The sequence below is a fragment of the Bacillus sp. SD088 genome, from assembly GCF_017355205.1.
Classification (GTDB): Bacteria; Bacillota; Bacilli; order Bacillales; family Bacillaceae_C; genus Lederbergia.
In genome coordinates, this window is the sequence record NZ_JADIJK010000004.1 from 252,388 (window position 1) to 267,369 (window position 14,982).

At 43.2% G+C, this 14,982-nt stretch carries 11 protein-coding genes, 21 tRNA genes and 1 rRNA gene; 4 read left to right on the plus strand and 29 right to left on the minus strand.

Features of this window, described 5'->3' with window-relative positions; genetic code table 11:
• Positions 1-91: 91 nt before the first annotated feature.
• The gene (locus IPU53_RS05420; protein ID WP_207448670.1) at positions 92-1,396 is read right to left on the minus strand and encodes an ABC transporter substrate-binding protein; all 1,305 of its coding nucleotides are present in this window, start codon (positions 1,394-1,396) and stop codon (positions 92-94) included.
• Between the two features lie 216 nt (positions 1,397-1,612).
• Here IPU53_RS05420 and yidD point away from each other — a divergent pair, with 216 nt between their 5' ends.
• Positions 1,613-1,861 carry a membrane protein insertion efficiency factor YidD gene (gene yidD / locus IPU53_RS05425; protein ID WP_207448672.1) on the plus strand — a complete coding sequence of 83 codons (249 nt, stop codon included), beginning with the start codon at positions 1,613-1,615 and terminating at the stop codon, positions 1,859-1,861.
• A 194-nt stretch (positions 1,862-2,055) separates the two neighbouring features.
• The gene (locus tag IPU53_RS05430; protein ID WP_207448674.1) at positions 2,056-2,208 is read left to right on the plus strand and encodes a DUF1540 domain-containing protein; all 153 of its coding nucleotides are present in this window, start codon (positions 2,056-2,058) and stop codon (positions 2,206-2,208) included.
• 42 nt (positions 2,209-2,250) lie between these two features.
• Here the strand turns inward: IPU53_RS05430 and menC are convergent, their stop codons facing one another.
• The 6 genes from menC to IPU53_RS05460 all read right to left on the minus strand — a co-directional run bounded on the left by menC (position 2,251) and on the right by IPU53_RS05460 (position 10,139).
• Positions 2,251-3,357, minus strand: coding sequence for an o-succinylbenzoate synthase (gene menC / locus IPU53_RS05435; RefSeq protein WP_207448676.1), 1,107 nt, complete (start codon positions 3,355-3,357; stop codon positions 2,251-2,253).
• Positions 3,354-4,841: an o-succinylbenzoate--CoA ligase gene (locus IPU53_RS05440; protein WP_207448678.1), complete on the minus strand. Its 1,488-nt coding sequence runs from the start codon at positions 4,839-4,841 to the stop codon at positions 3,354-3,356. Before IPU53_RS05440 ends, menC begins: the two co-directional genes overlap by 4 nt.
• Before the next feature lie 559 nt (positions 4,842-5,400).
• Positions 5,401-6,219: a 1,4-dihydroxy-2-naphthoyl-CoA synthase gene (gene menB / locus IPU53_RS05445; RefSeq protein ID WP_207448680.1), complete on the minus strand. Its 819-nt coding sequence runs from the start codon at positions 6,217-6,219 to the stop codon at positions 5,401-5,403.
• Positions 6,200-7,042: a 2-succinyl-6-hydroxy-2,4-cyclohexadiene-1-carboxylate synthase gene (menH, locus tag IPU53_RS05450; RefSeq protein WP_207448682.1), complete on the minus strand. Its 843-nt coding sequence runs from the start codon at positions 7,040-7,042 to the stop codon at positions 6,200-6,202. The genes menB and menH overlap by 20 nt, the downstream gene beginning before the upstream one ends.
• The gene (menD, locus tag IPU53_RS05455; RefSeq protein ID WP_207448684.1) at positions 7,039-8,778 is read right to left on the minus strand and encodes a 2-succinyl-5-enolpyruvyl-6-hydroxy-3-cyclohexene-1-carboxylic-acid synthase; all 1,740 of its coding nucleotides are present in this window, start codon (positions 8,776-8,778) and stop codon (positions 7,039-7,041) included. Before menD ends, menH begins: the two co-directional genes overlap by 4 nt.
• Positions 8,775-10,139: an isochorismate synthase gene (locus tag IPU53_RS05460; protein ID WP_207448686.1), complete on the minus strand. Its 1,365-nt coding sequence runs from the start codon at positions 10,137-10,139 to the stop codon at positions 8,775-8,777. Before IPU53_RS05460 ends, menD begins: the two co-directional genes overlap by 4 nt.
• A 325-nt stretch (positions 10,140-10,464) precedes the next feature.
• Between IPU53_RS05460 and IPU53_RS05465 the strand changes: the two genes are divergently transcribed.
• Positions 10,465-11,388, plus strand: coding sequence for a 1,4-dihydroxy-2-naphthoate polyprenyltransferase (locus IPU53_RS05465; protein ID WP_207448688.1), 924 nt, complete (start codon positions 10,465-10,467; stop codon positions 11,386-11,388).
• 139 nt (positions 11,389-11,527) lie between these two features.
• On the plus strand, positions 11,528-12,277 hold the full coding sequence (locus IPU53_RS05470; RefSeq protein WP_313886448.1) for a TraR/DksA C4-type zinc finger protein: 750 nt from the start codon (positions 11,528-11,530) through the stop codon (positions 12,275-12,277).
• A 243-nt stretch (positions 12,278-12,520) separates the two neighbouring features.
• On the opposite strand, the gene IPU53_RS05475 is transcribed toward IPU53_RS05470, so the two are convergent.
• The 22 genes from IPU53_RS05475 to rrf form a co-directional block, all read right to left on the minus strand.
• Positions 12,521-12,592 (minus strand) — tRNA-Glu (locus IPU53_RS05475).
• A gap of 14 nt (positions 12,593-12,606) precedes the next feature.
• Positions 12,607-12,697 (minus strand) — tRNA-Ser (locus IPU53_RS05480).
• Positions 12,698-12,727: 30 nt separating this feature from the next.
• Positions 12,728-12,799: transfer RNA gene (locus IPU53_RS05485), tRNA-Asn, on the minus strand.
• Between the two features lie 4 nt (positions 12,800-12,803).
• Positions 12,804-12,877, minus strand: a tRNA-Ile gene (locus IPU53_RS05490).
• An 11-nt stretch (positions 12,878-12,888) separates the two neighbouring features.
• A tRNA-Gly gene (locus tag IPU53_RS05495) sits at positions 12,889-12,962 on the minus strand.
• A gap of 13 nt (positions 12,963-12,975) precedes the next feature.
• A tRNA-His gene (locus IPU53_RS05500) sits at positions 12,976-13,051 on the minus strand.
• A gap of 19 nt (positions 13,052-13,070) precedes the next feature.
• Positions 13,071-13,146 (minus strand) — tRNA-Phe (locus tag IPU53_RS05505).
• Between the two features lie 157 nt (positions 13,147-13,303).
• A tRNA-Asp gene (locus IPU53_RS05510) sits at positions 13,304-13,380 on the minus strand.
• A 3-nt stretch (positions 13,381-13,383) separates the two neighbouring features.
• Positions 13,384-13,457, minus strand: a tRNA-Met gene (locus tag IPU53_RS05515).
• A 17-nt stretch (positions 13,458-13,474) separates the two neighbouring features.
• Positions 13,475-13,567: transfer RNA gene (locus tag IPU53_RS05520), tRNA-Ser, on the minus strand.
• 13 nt (positions 13,568-13,580) lie between these two features.
• A tRNA-Ile gene (locus tag IPU53_RS05525) sits at positions 13,581-13,657 on the minus strand.
• 8 nt (positions 13,658-13,665) lie between these two features.
• A tRNA-Met gene (locus tag IPU53_RS05530) sits at positions 13,666-13,739 on the minus strand.
• Positions 13,740-13,761: 22 nt separating this feature from the next.
• Positions 13,762-13,837: transfer RNA gene (locus tag IPU53_RS05535), tRNA-Ala, on the minus strand.
• Positions 13,838-13,849: 12 nt separating this feature from the next.
• Positions 13,850-13,923: transfer RNA gene (locus IPU53_RS05540), tRNA-Pro, on the minus strand.
• A gap of 76 nt (positions 13,924-13,999) precedes the next feature.
• Positions 14,000-14,076: transfer RNA gene (locus tag IPU53_RS05545), tRNA-Arg, on the minus strand.
• Between the two features lie 6 nt (positions 14,077-14,082).
• A tRNA-Leu gene (locus tag IPU53_RS05550) sits at positions 14,083-14,168 on the minus strand.
• A 12-nt stretch (positions 14,169-14,180) separates the two neighbouring features.
• A tRNA-Gly gene (locus IPU53_RS05555) sits at positions 14,181-14,255 on the minus strand.
• A 29-nt stretch (positions 14,256-14,284) separates the two neighbouring features.
• Positions 14,285-14,366 (minus strand) — tRNA-Leu (locus IPU53_RS05560).
• A 25-nt stretch (positions 14,367-14,391) separates the two neighbouring features.
• Positions 14,392-14,467, minus strand: a tRNA-Lys gene (locus tag IPU53_RS05565).
• A gap of 5 nt (positions 14,468-14,472) precedes the next feature.
• Positions 14,473-14,548 (minus strand) — tRNA-Thr (locus IPU53_RS05570).
• A gap of 7 nt (positions 14,549-14,555) precedes the next feature.
• A tRNA-Val gene (locus IPU53_RS05575) sits at positions 14,556-14,631 on the minus strand.
• Positions 14,632-14,762: 131 nt separating this feature from the next.
• Positions 14,763-14,878, minus strand: a 5S ribosomal RNA gene (gene rrf / locus IPU53_RS05580).
• Between the last annotated feature and the right edge of the window lie 104 nt (positions 14,879-14,982).

The following is a 14,982-nucleotide window of genomic DNA, read 5'->3' on the forward strand; positions in this document are numbered from 1 at the left end:
TAGCGATAGTACAGCCCTTATTAGCGGTGGGTGCTTGTTTATTAGCTGTCAGACTCGATTTATTAGCCGTTAGCCCTTTTCGCAGAAATTGTCAATTTTGTCCTTCTAGCTCCTTCAAAACAATTTCACCGCGTTCTTGTAACCATCTTACAAATTCAGGCGAGGTTAGACCTGACTCGTAAAAATCATCAGAAACCCTTCCATGCCATGGTTCTCCAGCGGCCTCAAGAGAGTGCTCAACCTGAAAGCGATTAGCAGAGCGCTTTTGAGGTGTACTATCAAACAAAGATTCAATATGAATATCTTGATAGGCAGGTGCCCCTTCTCCAAAAACAGCATGAATCTCTTCATTGACAAGAGGTGAGGCATTACCCTTGATTGAAAATTCAGTTTGATATTCATCAGATAAAAGGAAATCAATAACCCGGAATGCTTCCTCGATCCGCTTACTCGTATTAGTAATCCCAATGACTTCACCACTTGATGTCGGACCAATTCCAGGCATATTATCCCAGCTTGGGTATGTCACAATATCCCATTCAAAAGGGGCCTCTGTATACGCCAACGTGCTATCATAAGTCGCATGCATGGCGAGAACCCCTTCCATAAACGCATCATTTAAATCACTAGGGCGCTCTGGATAATTCTCTGGAATATGAAATAATTTATCCATAAGATCCAAGGTCTTGCGGAATGCAGGTTCCTTATCAAACTGTGGATCCCCATTCTCATTCTGGTGATCAACACCGTGTTGAGTATAAGCTGAATGAAAGTGAACATGCAAACCATGATATTGAATTCCATCCTTTTCCTGTGTTACTTTTGCTGCTAAATCCGCCACTTCATCCCAAGTCATATGATCCTTAGGATACTCAACCCCAAATAAGTCAAAAATATCTTTGTTATAGTAGAGAGCACTAAGTCCTCGTTTTAATGGGAGCGCACCTAAAATATTCGAATCAGTGCCAAGGAACTCATTACTTCGGCTTCGCAGTTCATCAACAATATTTGGCTCAATACGGGAAAGATCAAAGCCAACTGTTTCGAACATTTCGCTTAAATCATAAGCCAGATCTTTTTGAAACATAGCGGTTGTGCTTCCTGGGCTCCCTGTCACCCACAGATCAGGGATATGATTAGAAGCAATCATTTCCTCTAACTGTTCCATATTGCCTGGGTGAGCCTCGATTTGTGTTAACACAATATGTTCAAACTGCTTTTCAACAGGCTCTTTAAAGCGTTCAATAAAAGCTGCTTCTGTTCCCGACCATGCCATCGTTAATTCTATCGTTTCTTTTTCTTCTGAGTGGTTCGTATTTTCAGCACAACCGACACTAATTAGGAGAGAAAAAAGAACACAACAACCCAACATATATCTTTTTAAAAAATCCCCCATCCGATCAACCCTTCCTGAAATTAATTTAAAGATAAGTATAGAAGAATGATCGCAAGTGCTCTACACATTATTTGCCCAGATATCTAAATGTTCATATTTTTTGCGCTAGTTAAAAATGCAGGCCACACAGAATCTTGCAAAACAAAACAAACTCAAATTTTCCCTTTATGTGTTAAACTATTGTCAAACTAACTTTTTTGAAAGAAGAAATTGCCTATGTTAAAATCAATCTTTTTACATCTTATTCGGTTTTATCGCAAATTTATTTCTCCCTTAAAGCCGCCCACCTGCCGTTTTTATCCTACTTGCTCGCAATATGGATTAGAAGCGATACAGCGGTTTGGTGCGATTCGTGGTGGCTGGCTCACCATCAAACGAATTGTAAAATGTCATCCCTTTCACCCAGGTGGAATCGATCCAGTTCCTGAAAAAATTGAGAAATTGAAGCAACAGCCTAACGATTAAAATCACAGCTGCAATGATGTCCTTTTTAAATTTTTTTATATTGCAAATAAGAATCATTTCTAATTCGGGGTGTACCCTGATACAACAAAATCTGGAAGCACTAGAAAAAGCTTTACATGGAAAACGGACATGGTTTACCTACTCCTCGTCAACACTAAAAAGGTATTCACGAAATCTAACGAGGAGTGATACAAATGGCAGAAGACGTTCTATGTGAAGTGCAAAATTGTCATTATTGGAAAGCTGGAAATCAATGTGGGGCTGATCGTATCTATGTTGTCAGCCAGCATGGTAAAAAAGCAACATCTGAAGAAGAAACTGATTGTCAGACGTTTAAGAAGAAATAAACCTCCGCAAACTCAAAACCCGAGCTTCAACCGCTCGGGTTTTTATTCGATGATTTCTGTATGTAGACGCACTTCCTCCAGCCGCCGTTCGTTTAATGAGAAGCCAATCCCGGGAAGAGTGGGAACGGTGATTTTTCCTTTCTTCATCTCAATGGGCGGATCAATAAGATCTTCTTGCCAATAATGGGTGGATGGGGATAGATCCCCCGGTAGGGTGAAGCCTGGAAGTGAAGCGAGGGCTAAGTTATGGGCTTTCGAAATACCAAATTCGATCATGCCGCCACACCAGACTTGGAGCTGGTTTTCTTGGCAAAGATCATGCATTTGCTTGGCATTTGCCAGGCCCCCAACACGCCCTACTTTGATATTGATGATTTGGCAGCTTCCCAATTGAATCGCACTTTTAACATCATGAACATCGGTGATGCTTTCATCTAAGCAAATCGGTGTTTTGATTTGTCTTTGCAAAATTGCATGTTCAACAATATCTGTTGGTCCAAGAGGTTGCTCAATCATAAGCAGGCCAAATTCGTCCAATGCACGAAGACGGTCGACATCAGCCAGTGTATAGGCAGAATTGGCATCCACCATCAAAGGTACAGCTGGGAATTCCCTTCTGATCGCCTTGATAAATTCACTATCATTAGCAGGACTAATTTTTAATTTTATACGTTCAAATCCTTGTTCCGAAAAGCGCTCGATCTGTTTCAAAGCTTCCTTTACGTCTTGTGTCGCCACAACTGCTCCGGCCAGCACTTCGTTGCGTGTCCCGCCAAGTACCGCAGCAAGAGACTGTCCTTGTCGTTTGGCATACAAATCCCATAACGCTGTTTCAACACCACCTTTGGCCATTGAATTCCCCCTTATACTGGACAATTCACGCGTAAACTCAGAGGGGTGAGCGAATTTTTTTTGCAAAATCACAGGTAAAATAAAATCTTTTTGCATATGATATGCGGTCTTCACTGTTTCTTCTGTATACCACGGAGTGGAAAAAGCAACTGTTTCTCCATATCCGACCTCGCCCGCGCGGTCCCATAATTCAATAAGGATTGCTTCCCGCTCGCGCACGATCCCCAAATGAGTGGAAAATGGTTTTTTTAAAGGCATCGACACAATCGAGATCTGGCCCTTCACAATATCGATCATGAATGTTTCCCCTCTCCTAAATATTCTAGTAGCCTGTGGCGCAATAATTTATTAGATGCATTCCGTGGTAAAATTTCAACTGGAATGATTTTTTTAGGTACTTTATATGCCGCCAGCTGAGTGCGACAATATTGGATAAGCTCCGCCTCTGACACAGACTTTCGCATAACGACAAAAGCAAAGGGTACTTGGCCCCATTTTTGATCTTCCGCACCTGTAACACCGGCTTCAACGATCGCATCATGCCCCAGTAACACTTCCTCGATTTCTGCCGGATAAATATTTTCTCCCCCCGAAATAATTAAATCCGAACGACGATCCAACACATATAAAAATCCTTCTTCATCCAGATAGCCGATATCTCCTGTTTTAAACCAACCTTGTTCAAAAGCCGCTTGATTGGCTTCAGGACGAGCCAGATACCCACTCGTAATATTCGGGCCCTTTAATTGAATCTCTCCTAGTTGCTTTGGCGCAGCTTCTTCGTTATGTTCATTAATAATTCGGATTTGGGCTGGGAAAAGCGCCTTTCCTGCTGAACCTAATTTTTTTAACGCATCTTCCGGGCTTAATGTCGCAATTTGCGAGGATGTCTCCGTCATACCATATGTTTGAAAAACCGGGATCCCTTTGTCCACACATTTTTCTAAAAGCGGTAAGGGCGCCAGTCCTCCACCAAGTAACATACAGCGAAAATGCGGATGATAATTTTCCGCTCCTAAACCATCAAGCATGCGATTCATCATGGCAGATACAACAGACATAATCGTCACTTGACCGGATTGGAGTAGGGAATTGACTTTTTCCTCATCAAATTGTTCCAGCAAATACACTGGCATCCCATAAATGATACTTCTCATTAAAATCGAAAGACCACTAATATGAAATAGTGGGACCACGCAAAGCCAGGAATCTTCTTCATGTATCCCTAGATTAAGAGAAGAACCAATTGCACTCCACCAATGATTGCCATAAGTTTGCTGCACGCCTTTGGGCTTGCCTGTCGTACCTGAAGTATACATAATGGAGCAAGTTGCCGCCAGGTCGTATTCATCTCTTATTTCCAACGGCTGATCGGGGAATTTCTCATATTGAGTCGTTGTATACATTCGAAGTTGGAGGTTTTCACCACGGAGTTCATTCGCTATTTCTACAAATGTGTCATCACAAAAAAGAAGTTCTACTTGACTATCTTGCAATTGAAATCCTAATTCTCCAGAAGTTAAACGATGGTTTAAAAAGACCGCTTCAATCCCAAGTTGTTGAAGAGCATGAATTAGCCACACCATTTTCGGATGATTTTTCATTAAAATTGCGGCCCGTTGGTCTTGTTTTTTTAGACATGAGGCTAGCTTCTTTTGCAAATTCTGGACAATCTCTTTCATTTCTTGAAAAGTCCATACTTGGTCTTCATATACTAATGCTGGTTTATTCGGACTTATATGACTTCGCTGCAAAAGCCAATTGGGGATCCTCTCTCCCATTCATTTCACTCACTTTCTGTAAAATTTTCGTGCTGAACAAAAGCGTAAGGCGCCGGCCTATCGGCGACAAGCAAATGTTCTGAGACAAGAAAAGTCCGGTTTTGACTTTTATTGGCTCAGGTTATTTGACCTCGAGGGGCTAGGCGTTGGAGCTGGATGTCGACCGCAACATAAGCAACTTATCCACAAGCTAAGATTTTATAAATTCCTAAGCAACTAAGAAAAGCGCAAGCACCTTGATGTAAGAAGAAAGGCTAAATTCGCGCCGTCCTGGCGGCAGACTCAAGCGTGACGTTCTGTCGCTTCGTCTGCACTAGTACATCCTGTATGTCGCAACGCCTTTCTGACCACCATCCTGTTGGCCTCCGACAAGCAAAAGTTCCTGAACGAACCTATGAAGGGACTTTTTCCCTTCATAGGTCAGGGTTATTTGACCTCGAGAGGCTAGGCGCTGGAGCCTGGACAACAACTTCCTAGCCTTAAAGCAATCTTAAGAAAAATTTTCTACTTTCTTTAGAAAAAGACTTGGTGGCATGCCACCAAGTCACCTATAACGATATTAAGGAAAACGTGGGAATTGATCAAAGTCTGGTTTACGCTTTTCTTTGAAGGCATCGCGGCCTTCTTTTGCTTCATCTGTTGTGTAATAAAGCAATGTAGCGTCTCCAGCCAATTGTTGGAGTCCTGCTAGACCGTCGGTGTCAGCATTGAATGCTGCTTTTAGGAAGCGTAAGGCTGTTGGGCTTTTTTCGAGCATTTCTTCACACCATTTCACCGTTTCTGCCTCTAATTGATCGAGTGGCACAACCGTGTTGACTAAGCCCATATCTAATGCTTCTTGTGCATTATATTGACGGCAGAGAAACCAAATTTCTTTCGCTTTCTTATGACCGACAATCCGAGCTAAATAGCCTGAGCCGTATCCAGCATCAAAGCTACCTACATTTGGTCCAGTTTGTCCAAACACAGCATTATCAGCAGCAATTGTTAGATCGCAGACAACATGAAGTACATGTCCGCCCCCAATCGCATACCCAGCAACCATGGCAATGACTGGTTTTGGAATGACACGAATAAGTCTTTGTAGATCAAGGACGTTCAAGCGTGGAATATTGTCTCCACCGACATAACCACCATGGCCTCGTACCTTCTGATCGCCACCTGAACAAAAAGCTTTCTCACCTGCCCCTGTTAAAATAATCACGCCAACTTCTTTGTCATCACGTGCATAGGCAAAAGCGTCCATTAGCTCTGTTACAGTTTCCGGCCTGAATGCATTATGTACATGAGGTCGATTAATTGTAATTTTGGCAATGCCATTATATGTTTCATATAAAATATCTTCATACTCTTTTTTGCTAGTCCATTGAATCGACATAATCTGACTCCTTTCGAAATTGGGATAAAAACTCCCTTACTATTGTACCAAATCTTTTCGGAACCTCCACATGAATTGCATGGCCAGCATCTGGTACCTTTGTTATTTTTGCATTGGACATAATTTTCGCCATATCTTTTGCAATCTGGCAAAACTTCACATCCCGCTCTCCGCAGATCAATTGTACCGGCATCCTTACAGCATTTAAATAAGGCCACCAGGAAGGCTGTTGTCCTGTACCCATCCCTCGCAAGCTACCGGCAAGTCCAACTGGATTTTGCTGAAGTCTCTGCTTACGAATTTCTCCTTGACGGATTGCAGGCAGGTGTTTCTGTGTAGCGAACAAAGGAATATCCTGCCAATAATCGACAAATTCCTTCATCCCTTTTTCTTCAATCAATTGTGCCAATCGCTCATCTTGCTGGATTCTCGCTTCCCGTTCTTCCGCTGAATCTAAACCGGGCGATGCACTTTCGAGTATCAAGCTTTTCACTTTTTCAGGAAAGAGAATCGCAAAGCTTAAAGCTAATCTTCCTCCCATTGAATAGCCAAGCACATGGACTTTTTCAAGCTTTAATTTTTCTAAAATAGCTGCCAGATCATTCGCCATCTGCTTAATTTCATAACGAGGAGGATCAGCAGGTATGCTAGCTTTTCCATGACCTAATAAATCAAGCGAAAGAAGCGTATAAACGTCTTGCATCGATTGCACAAAGTCTGTCCATGTCGAATGATCGCCTGTAAATCCATGTAAAAGTAAAAGAGGAGGTCCACTTCCCTGGATCGTATAAAAATAATCTACGCCATTCACATGAATCTTCATTTTTCTACACCATGTAAGTAAGTTGTTATTTCCCAGGAAACTTGGTCCCACATATTCCGATGAGATGTTAGGTTTTTCGCCCTGTCTGTCGGAATTTCAATCACATTTAAGCCTTTATAGCTTGTTGCTGATTGAATGGCATTTGAAAACTGTTCCCAACCTGTAATCTTCTCGTATTTTCCGTTGTACAGTTGCACAGCATGCTTGAAATCCAATCCTGTCGGTGTACCGAATAAAGCTTCGAAATGCTGTTTCGAGTCTGCCTGCGGCAAATAGGAGAATATCCCTCCCCCATCATTATTCATTAAAATTATCGTCATATTTAATTCATATAATTTTGCTGCTAATAATCCGTTCATATCATGGAAAAAGGATAAATCGCCAATTAATAAAAATAAAGGTTGTTGATAGACAGAAGCCCCTAAAGCTGTGGAAACAACCCCATCAATCCCATTCGCACCACGGTTGGCCATGACGGTAATGCCTTGATTGTTTTTATGAAAAAATGTGTCTACATCGCGAATCGGCATACTATTACCAACAAAAATCGTGCTTTCTTTCGGTAAAAGTGGAAAGAGCTCATAAAAGACTTTCCCTTCTTCTAAATCCTGTTCTTGAGACATATGGTTTTCGATTGCCTTTTTCGCTAATTGATCTAGCTGTTGCCATTGCCTTAGCCATTCATCAGCTTTATTTTCTTTTGCAAGATTCGTCAATTGCTGACAAAATGCGGTCTCATCCATTTGAATCATCTTGGTAGCGAGATGATAAGGATCTCGCCAGCCTGCCTGGCCATCGACAACAAAATGCGGAATTCCACGCTGTTTTTTCATAAAGAGTGAAAGTGGTTTGGATACGGGCATCGCTCCAAATCGCAAAATAAAATCAGGTTGGAATTGCTGAAGCACACTTTCTGTTTTGAGAATCGCGTCATAACTATCGATGACCAGCGCCTTGTCCACTCGCAGCTGAGACAAAGGATCTGCTAGAATCGGAAAAGCTAATTTTTCAGCCAATTGGATGATCGCATTTGAAAAGTTGGGTTGCTCCATCGGCCCACAAATAATCAAGCCATTTTGATAATGAGTAAGGTCTTCTGCCATTCGCTCAAGCACCGACTGTGGCAATGTGAATTCCCCTGCAATAATTTCACATTCTGTTTTTTCCTCTGTGAATGGATAGGGATCAAGAGCTGGAAGCAATGGTTCACGAAGCGGCACATTCACATGTACAGGACCTGAAACGGAGCTTATACATTCTTTTACAGCGCGATGAGCAACCATTTTGGCATAGGTTAGCTGTTCTGCACTATTTTCAGGTAATGCCATCTCCACGAACCATTTCACATGGTCGCCATATAAAGCAAGCTGATTAATCGCCTGTGGTGCCCCTACATCCCGCAACTCATGAGGTCGGTCTGCCGTTAATACAATCAAAGGCACTCGCGATAAGTTCGCTTCAGCAACTGCTGGAAAGTAATTGGCTGCCGCTGTACCTGATGTACATAATAGGACAACAGGCGATTTCGAAGCTTTTGCAAGACCAAGCGCAAAGAACCCTGCAGACCGCTCATCAATATTGATATATGTGTTGATCTTTTGATGGTCTACCATTAACAAAGCAAGCGGTGTTGAGCGAGAACCAGGACTTATGACTACATCTTGGACACCCGTTTGCACAAGTCCGGTGATAAAAGCTGCTAAATACTCGGTCAAAGCTTGTTGATGTAATTTCATAGGCTCTCCTTCCCAAAAGCACGCAACATTGGTTGGAATTTAATCCGTGTTTCAACGAGTTCTTTCTCAGCATTGGAATCAGCAACAATTCCACAACCCGCATATAAATAGGCGGAGCTCCCTTTTGCAAGCCCTGAACGGATCCCAACGATAAATTCCCCGTTTCCTTGGTAGTCTGTCCACCCGATCGGACTCGCATAAAAACCACGATCCATGTTTTCCTTGTCACGAATTACATTCATCGCCGATCTTGTGGGCACCCCACCCATGGCAGGGGTTGGATGTAGAGATTGCACCATTTCCAGAATAGAGCAACCTCGTTTCGGCCTACCTTTTACGGGAGTATATAAATGTTGGATATACGGCGTTTTTAATAAGATAGGTTCCTTAGGTACGAGCATTTCTTCACAAAATGGCCGTAAGGCATCTTCAATCATCGATACAACTAACTCATGTTCGAAAAGGTTTTTCGGATCCTGTAACAAGCTGTCTCCTAAGCGTTTATCTTCCTGTTTATTTTCCCCACGAGCCGTCGAGCCCGCTAAACAAGTTGATAGAACTTGCTGATCCATTTTTTCAATCAACCGTTCCGGCGAAGCACCGAGAAAACAGCTATCCCCTGCTTCCATCGAAAATACATAACTATTCGGTTGCTGGGATAATAGCTGGTCGATAATGGGCTCTGATCGCAAAGGTTCCGTAAAATCAAGTTGTAATTTTCTAGCCAATACAACCTTTTGCATATCCGTGGTTTGTAATTTATTGACGGACTCTTCCACACTTTTCAGCCATCCTTCTATATCATATTCCTTTTGGGCTAATCGTTCCGGAATACTAAGGGGCTCACTCTTCATTTTCTTTATCCATTGTTTTACTCGTTCTCCACCCTCTAGATCCATTGAGTCGAATTGATTAATCGTTAGGAAGTAGTGTTCCTGTGAACAAGTGATCATGATTTCAGGTAAATAAAAGAGGGCATGACCAAAGTCTTCCCATTCACTAGCCGGCATTTGCTGGGGATCAAAGGAAAAGCCACCAAATAATAAGGGGCCAGTTCCTGCTACATCATAGTTATTTTCAATCTGCGCTTCTTGTATCAGCTTGTCCCATTGTTGCTGAATCTCCGCAAATCTCCTCTTAGGGGATTTACTTGTAAGCGATAAAGCAATCCCAACTCCCACTATTTCACAGGTTCCATCGGCGTTTTTCCAATAAAATCTTTGTCCTTTTGAAGTAGGACGATGGGACTGATAAAAAACAAAAAGATCACATGGATCTATAGGTGCTGTATAACTAAAAAGCTTGCCCCTCTCGATTGCAGTTGATTGTTCAAAGCGACTGGGGGATAATATTGTCTTCAAAGTCAATCTCTCCTAAAGCTACGTTCTAAAGTCTGTATACTTCTTTATTATATATGAAGTAGCACGTTAAATGTAGTGTTCACACTTAGGAAATCATTTCCCATGAATATTTACCCAGAAAGGATTGACACTTTGTGATACTTTTCATAAACTTTATAAGAGACTAAGAAGATATTGATCACAAAAGTGAAGTCATTCGGGCATGGTGCACATGGCCAATAGGCCGACAGGACATTGGTCACAAAGGCGTTACGACAGCACGTCGCGGTTTTAGCCTTTGATCCTTATTATTTTATTATTTGTTCATTAGAGGAGAGACGTTTCTATGAAAGCTCAGACTAGTTCTGTTATACAAGCAGATAAGGGCTGGAGAATATGGTGGCAGCTTGCACGCCCTCATACACTTACGGCAGCATTTGTCCCAGTATTGCTTGGAACTGCTATCGCAGGTAAAGATTATGCCATCCATATCCCTTTATTTTTAGCAATGATGATCGCAAGCCTGTTAATTCAAGCCGCGACCAATATGTTTAATGAATACTTTGATTATGTGCGAGGATTGGATCATGAGGAATCGGTTGGGATCGGCGGAGCTATTGTTCGAAATGGTGTGAAGCCCAAAACAGTTTTAAAATTAGCCTTTATGCTCTTTGGCATTGCCCTTCTACTCGGTGTCTATATTTCGCTAACCACCAGCTTATGGATTGCAGTGATCGGTTTTGTCTGTATGCTTGTCGGATATTTTTATACGGCTGGCCCTCATCCGATTGCCTACACACCTTTTGGAGAGCTGATGTCAGGCTTTTTTATGGGATTTGTGATTATTCAAATCGCTTATTTCATCCAAACTGGGGCGATTTCCCAACAAAGTGTGCTCATTTCCATTCCGGTTTCCGTGCTGATTGGCAGTATTATGCTCTCCAATAATATTCGCGATTTAGATGGCGATAAAGAAAGTGGACGTAAAACGATCGCAATTCTCATTGGAAGAAAAAATGCGATTAAATTATTAGCGGCAATGTTTGCTTTCTCCTATGGATGGATTATTTTTATGACAATCTTTACGGATGCACCTTATTGGTTATTCGTTACCTTCTTAAGTATTCCTAAAGCTGTACAAGCAGTAAAAGGTTTCATGGGAAAAACTGAACCATATGAAATGATGCCAGCAATGGTTGCTACAGCAAAAACAAACACGATTTATGGACTCTTAATGTCCGTTGGTGTGATTCTCAGCTACTTTATCTAAACCTAGTCCTCCTTACAGGAGGGCTTTTTTATGTTTATCACCCTTTCTTTAAAGGAAAAAGATAAGTAAACATAAAAGATCCTGATTAGCATTTTAAAAAGTGCTTATACTACTTTTGAAGACTTGAAAGGGATGTGCCATGATGATTACCAAAGAGCAGATGTCGAATTTAAAAGCAGAGCTTTTACAACAGAAGCAGCAACTTGAAATAACAGATGATGAAGATAGTTTTCGGAATCGCAGTGCTTACGAAAATATTGGCGAACTTTCTCTTTACGATAATCACCCAGCCGATGCGGGTACAGGTTTTTATGAAAGAGAAAAAGATATGGCTCTATCTGTACATGCTCAAGATGAGCTAGGAAAGGTTGAACATGCCCTACAAGCGATGGAGAAAGGGACATATGGGCAATGTAAAGTCTGCGGGAAAGAGATCCCTTATGAACGACTGGAGGCTCTTCCTTCTACGACCTATTGTATTGATCACTCGCCAGAACAAAAAGTGCCTGAGGATCGACCCGTTGAAGAAGAAATCTTAAAACCAGCCCATGACAACTCCTTTTCCTATCGATCGAGAAGCCCAGTAAAGGATTATGAAGATAGCTTTGAACAAGTCGCCAAGTTTGGAACTTCGGAAACACCATCTGACTTTGTCGGGGACTATGATAATTATAATAAGCTGTATGAAGACGAAAGCAAGGATGGAATCCAAGAGGAGTATGAGAGCTTTAGTGTAACCGATATGAGTGGGAAACATCGAAGTACCCTGCAAACGGAGGAAAAAGAAGAGTATGAAGAACAGCTGGACGACACCGGAATGGAGTCGCCATTGGGAGATATCCCTTATAAAGAAAAAGACAGCTATGTTGATGACGATCATTCGGATTAAAAGAACGAAAGGTACCGGCTATTGGCGACAAGCAAATGTTTTGAGACAAAGAAAAGTCCGGTTTTGAACTTTTATTTGTTCAGGTTAACAAGTAGAACATCGGTTAAAACACACTTTCCTAACGCCAATGGACCTCTCCTACGGGTCTCTCGGGACACAAGCAAACTAGCCATCAGACAAGTCGTTTCTGAAGCCATAAAAAAGATCACAACTTCTTTTGAAGTTGTGATCTTTTTTGAGAGATGACCCCTACGGGATTCGAACCCGTGTTACCGCCGTGAAAGGGCGGTGTCTTAACCGCTTGACCAAGGGGCCTAGCAAATATGTAATGGCGGAGAAGGAGGGATTTGAACCCTCGCGCCGCTTACGCGACCTATGCCCTTAGCAGGGGCACCTCTTCAGCCACTTGAGTACTTCCCCATAAAAACATTATTAGAAAGCATTAGACAACTCCGCAGGTAGGATTCGAACCTACGACCGATCGGTTAACAGCCGATAGCTCTACCACTGAGCTACTGCGGAATAGTGGGCCTAAGTGGACTCGAACCACCGACCTCACGCTTATCAGGCGTGCGCTCTAACCAGCTGAGCTATAGGCCCTTCGTAAAAAATGGAGCGGGTGATGGGAATCGAACCCACGACAACAGCTTGGAAGGCTGTAGTTTTACCACTAAACTACACCCGCAGGAAATTTATAATGGGGCGACTAGTGGGAATCGAACCCACGAATGTCGGAGCCACAATCCGATGCGTTAACCACTTCGCCATAACCGCCATATCGCATCATTTAAAATGGTGGCTCAGGACGGAATCGAACCGCCGACACAAGGATTTTCAGTCCTTTGCTCTACCGACTGAGCTACTGAGCCTTAAGTTACGGTTTACGCTAAGTTTCGAATTTCTTCGTCAGCGTACTCTTTCACATCCTCATGTACCTAAGTACGCTTCGATGCTCTCTCGAACGCTTTCTCGATCTTCTCGCTTATCCTAAACCTTGCATTTAACAATAAGTTTATGTAATACAAATGGCGGTCCGGACGGGACTCGAACCCGCGACCTCCTGCGTGACAGGCAGGCATTCTAACCAACTGAACTACCGGACCAAATTGCGGGGGCAGGATTTGAACCTGCGACCTTCGGGTTATGAGCCCGACGAGCTACCAGACTGCTCCACCCCGCGACGATTTTTATTGTATATGGTGGAGGAAGAGGGATTCGAACCCCCGCGCGGTTTAACCCGCCTGTCGGTTTTCAAGACCGATCCCTTCAGCCAGACTTGGGTATTCCTCCAGGAATAAAAACATGGTGGACCTTGTAGGACTCGAACCTACGACCGGACGGTTATGAGCCGTCTGCTCTAACCAGCTGAGCTAAAGGTCCATTGTTGATAGCGGCGGAGGGGATCGAACCCCCGACCTCACGGGTATGAACCGTACGCTCTAGCCAGCTGAGCTACACCGCCACATTGATTAATTCACATTCATTGGTGGAGCCTAGCGGGATCGAACCGCTGACCTCCTGCGTGCAAGGCAGGCGCTCTCCCAGCTGAGCTAAGGCCCCATTAAAGAATAATCGGGAAGACAGGATTCGAACCTGCGACCCCTTGGTCCCAAACCAAGTGCTCTACCAAGCTGAGCTACTTCCCGTTTAATGTGAGAAATAGAATGTTGGACGTTATAAATTTGGTAAAACATTATTATTCCAAATTCTACTTTTTAGAATTGGCGCGCCCGAGAGGAGTCGAACCCCTAACCTTTTGATCCGTAGTCAAACGCTCTATCCAATTGAGCTACGGGCGCTAAAAATGCCGAGGACCGGAATCGAACCGGTACGGTAGTCACCTACCGCAGGATTTTAAGTCCTGTGCGTCTGCCAGTTCCGCCACCCCGGCATAATCATAATCTGGAGCGGAAGACGGGATTCGAACCCGCGACCCCCACCTTGGCAAGGTGATGTTCTACCACTGAACTACTTCCGCAGATTTGGGTGCTTATAAAATAATTTAAGTGCGGGTGAAGGGAGTCGAACCCCCACGCCTTGCGGCACTAGATCCTAAGTCTAGCGTGTCTGCCAATTCCACCACACCCGCTCGATGAATTGGAACAACTATCAAATGGTGAGCCATGCAGGATTCGAACCTGCGACCCTCTGATTAAAAGTCAGATGCTCTACCAACTGAGCTAATGGCTCATCCATGGTGCCGGCCAGAGGACTTGAACCCCCAACCTACTGATTACAAGTCAGTTGCTCTACCAATTGAGCTAGGCCGGCGAAATAATGGTGGAGGATGACGGGTTCGAACCGCCGACCCTCTGCTTGTAAGGCAGATGCTCTCCCAGCTGAGCTAATCCTCCATTATAAAATTGTGATGAGCGGCGCATTACTATGTCAGCTTCATTCGTTTAGTCAGTCACGTACTGGAGTACGCTCCTTTCTTCACTCAATCGCTTCCTTGTTCTGCTTGCTCTCTCAATTTTATTTATTTGCCTGGCAACGTCCTGCTCTCACAGGGGGAAGCCCCCTATTACCATCGGCGCTGAAGAGCTTAACTACCGTGTTCGGGATGGGAACGGGTGTGACCTCTTCGCTATTGTCACCAGACTTCATTTGCATAAAATATGTTATTTTACTTAGTAGAAGATTCGTTTAGAATCGACATTATTTATTATAACCATTTTTATGTAAAAAGCAAGAGAATTTTTTGT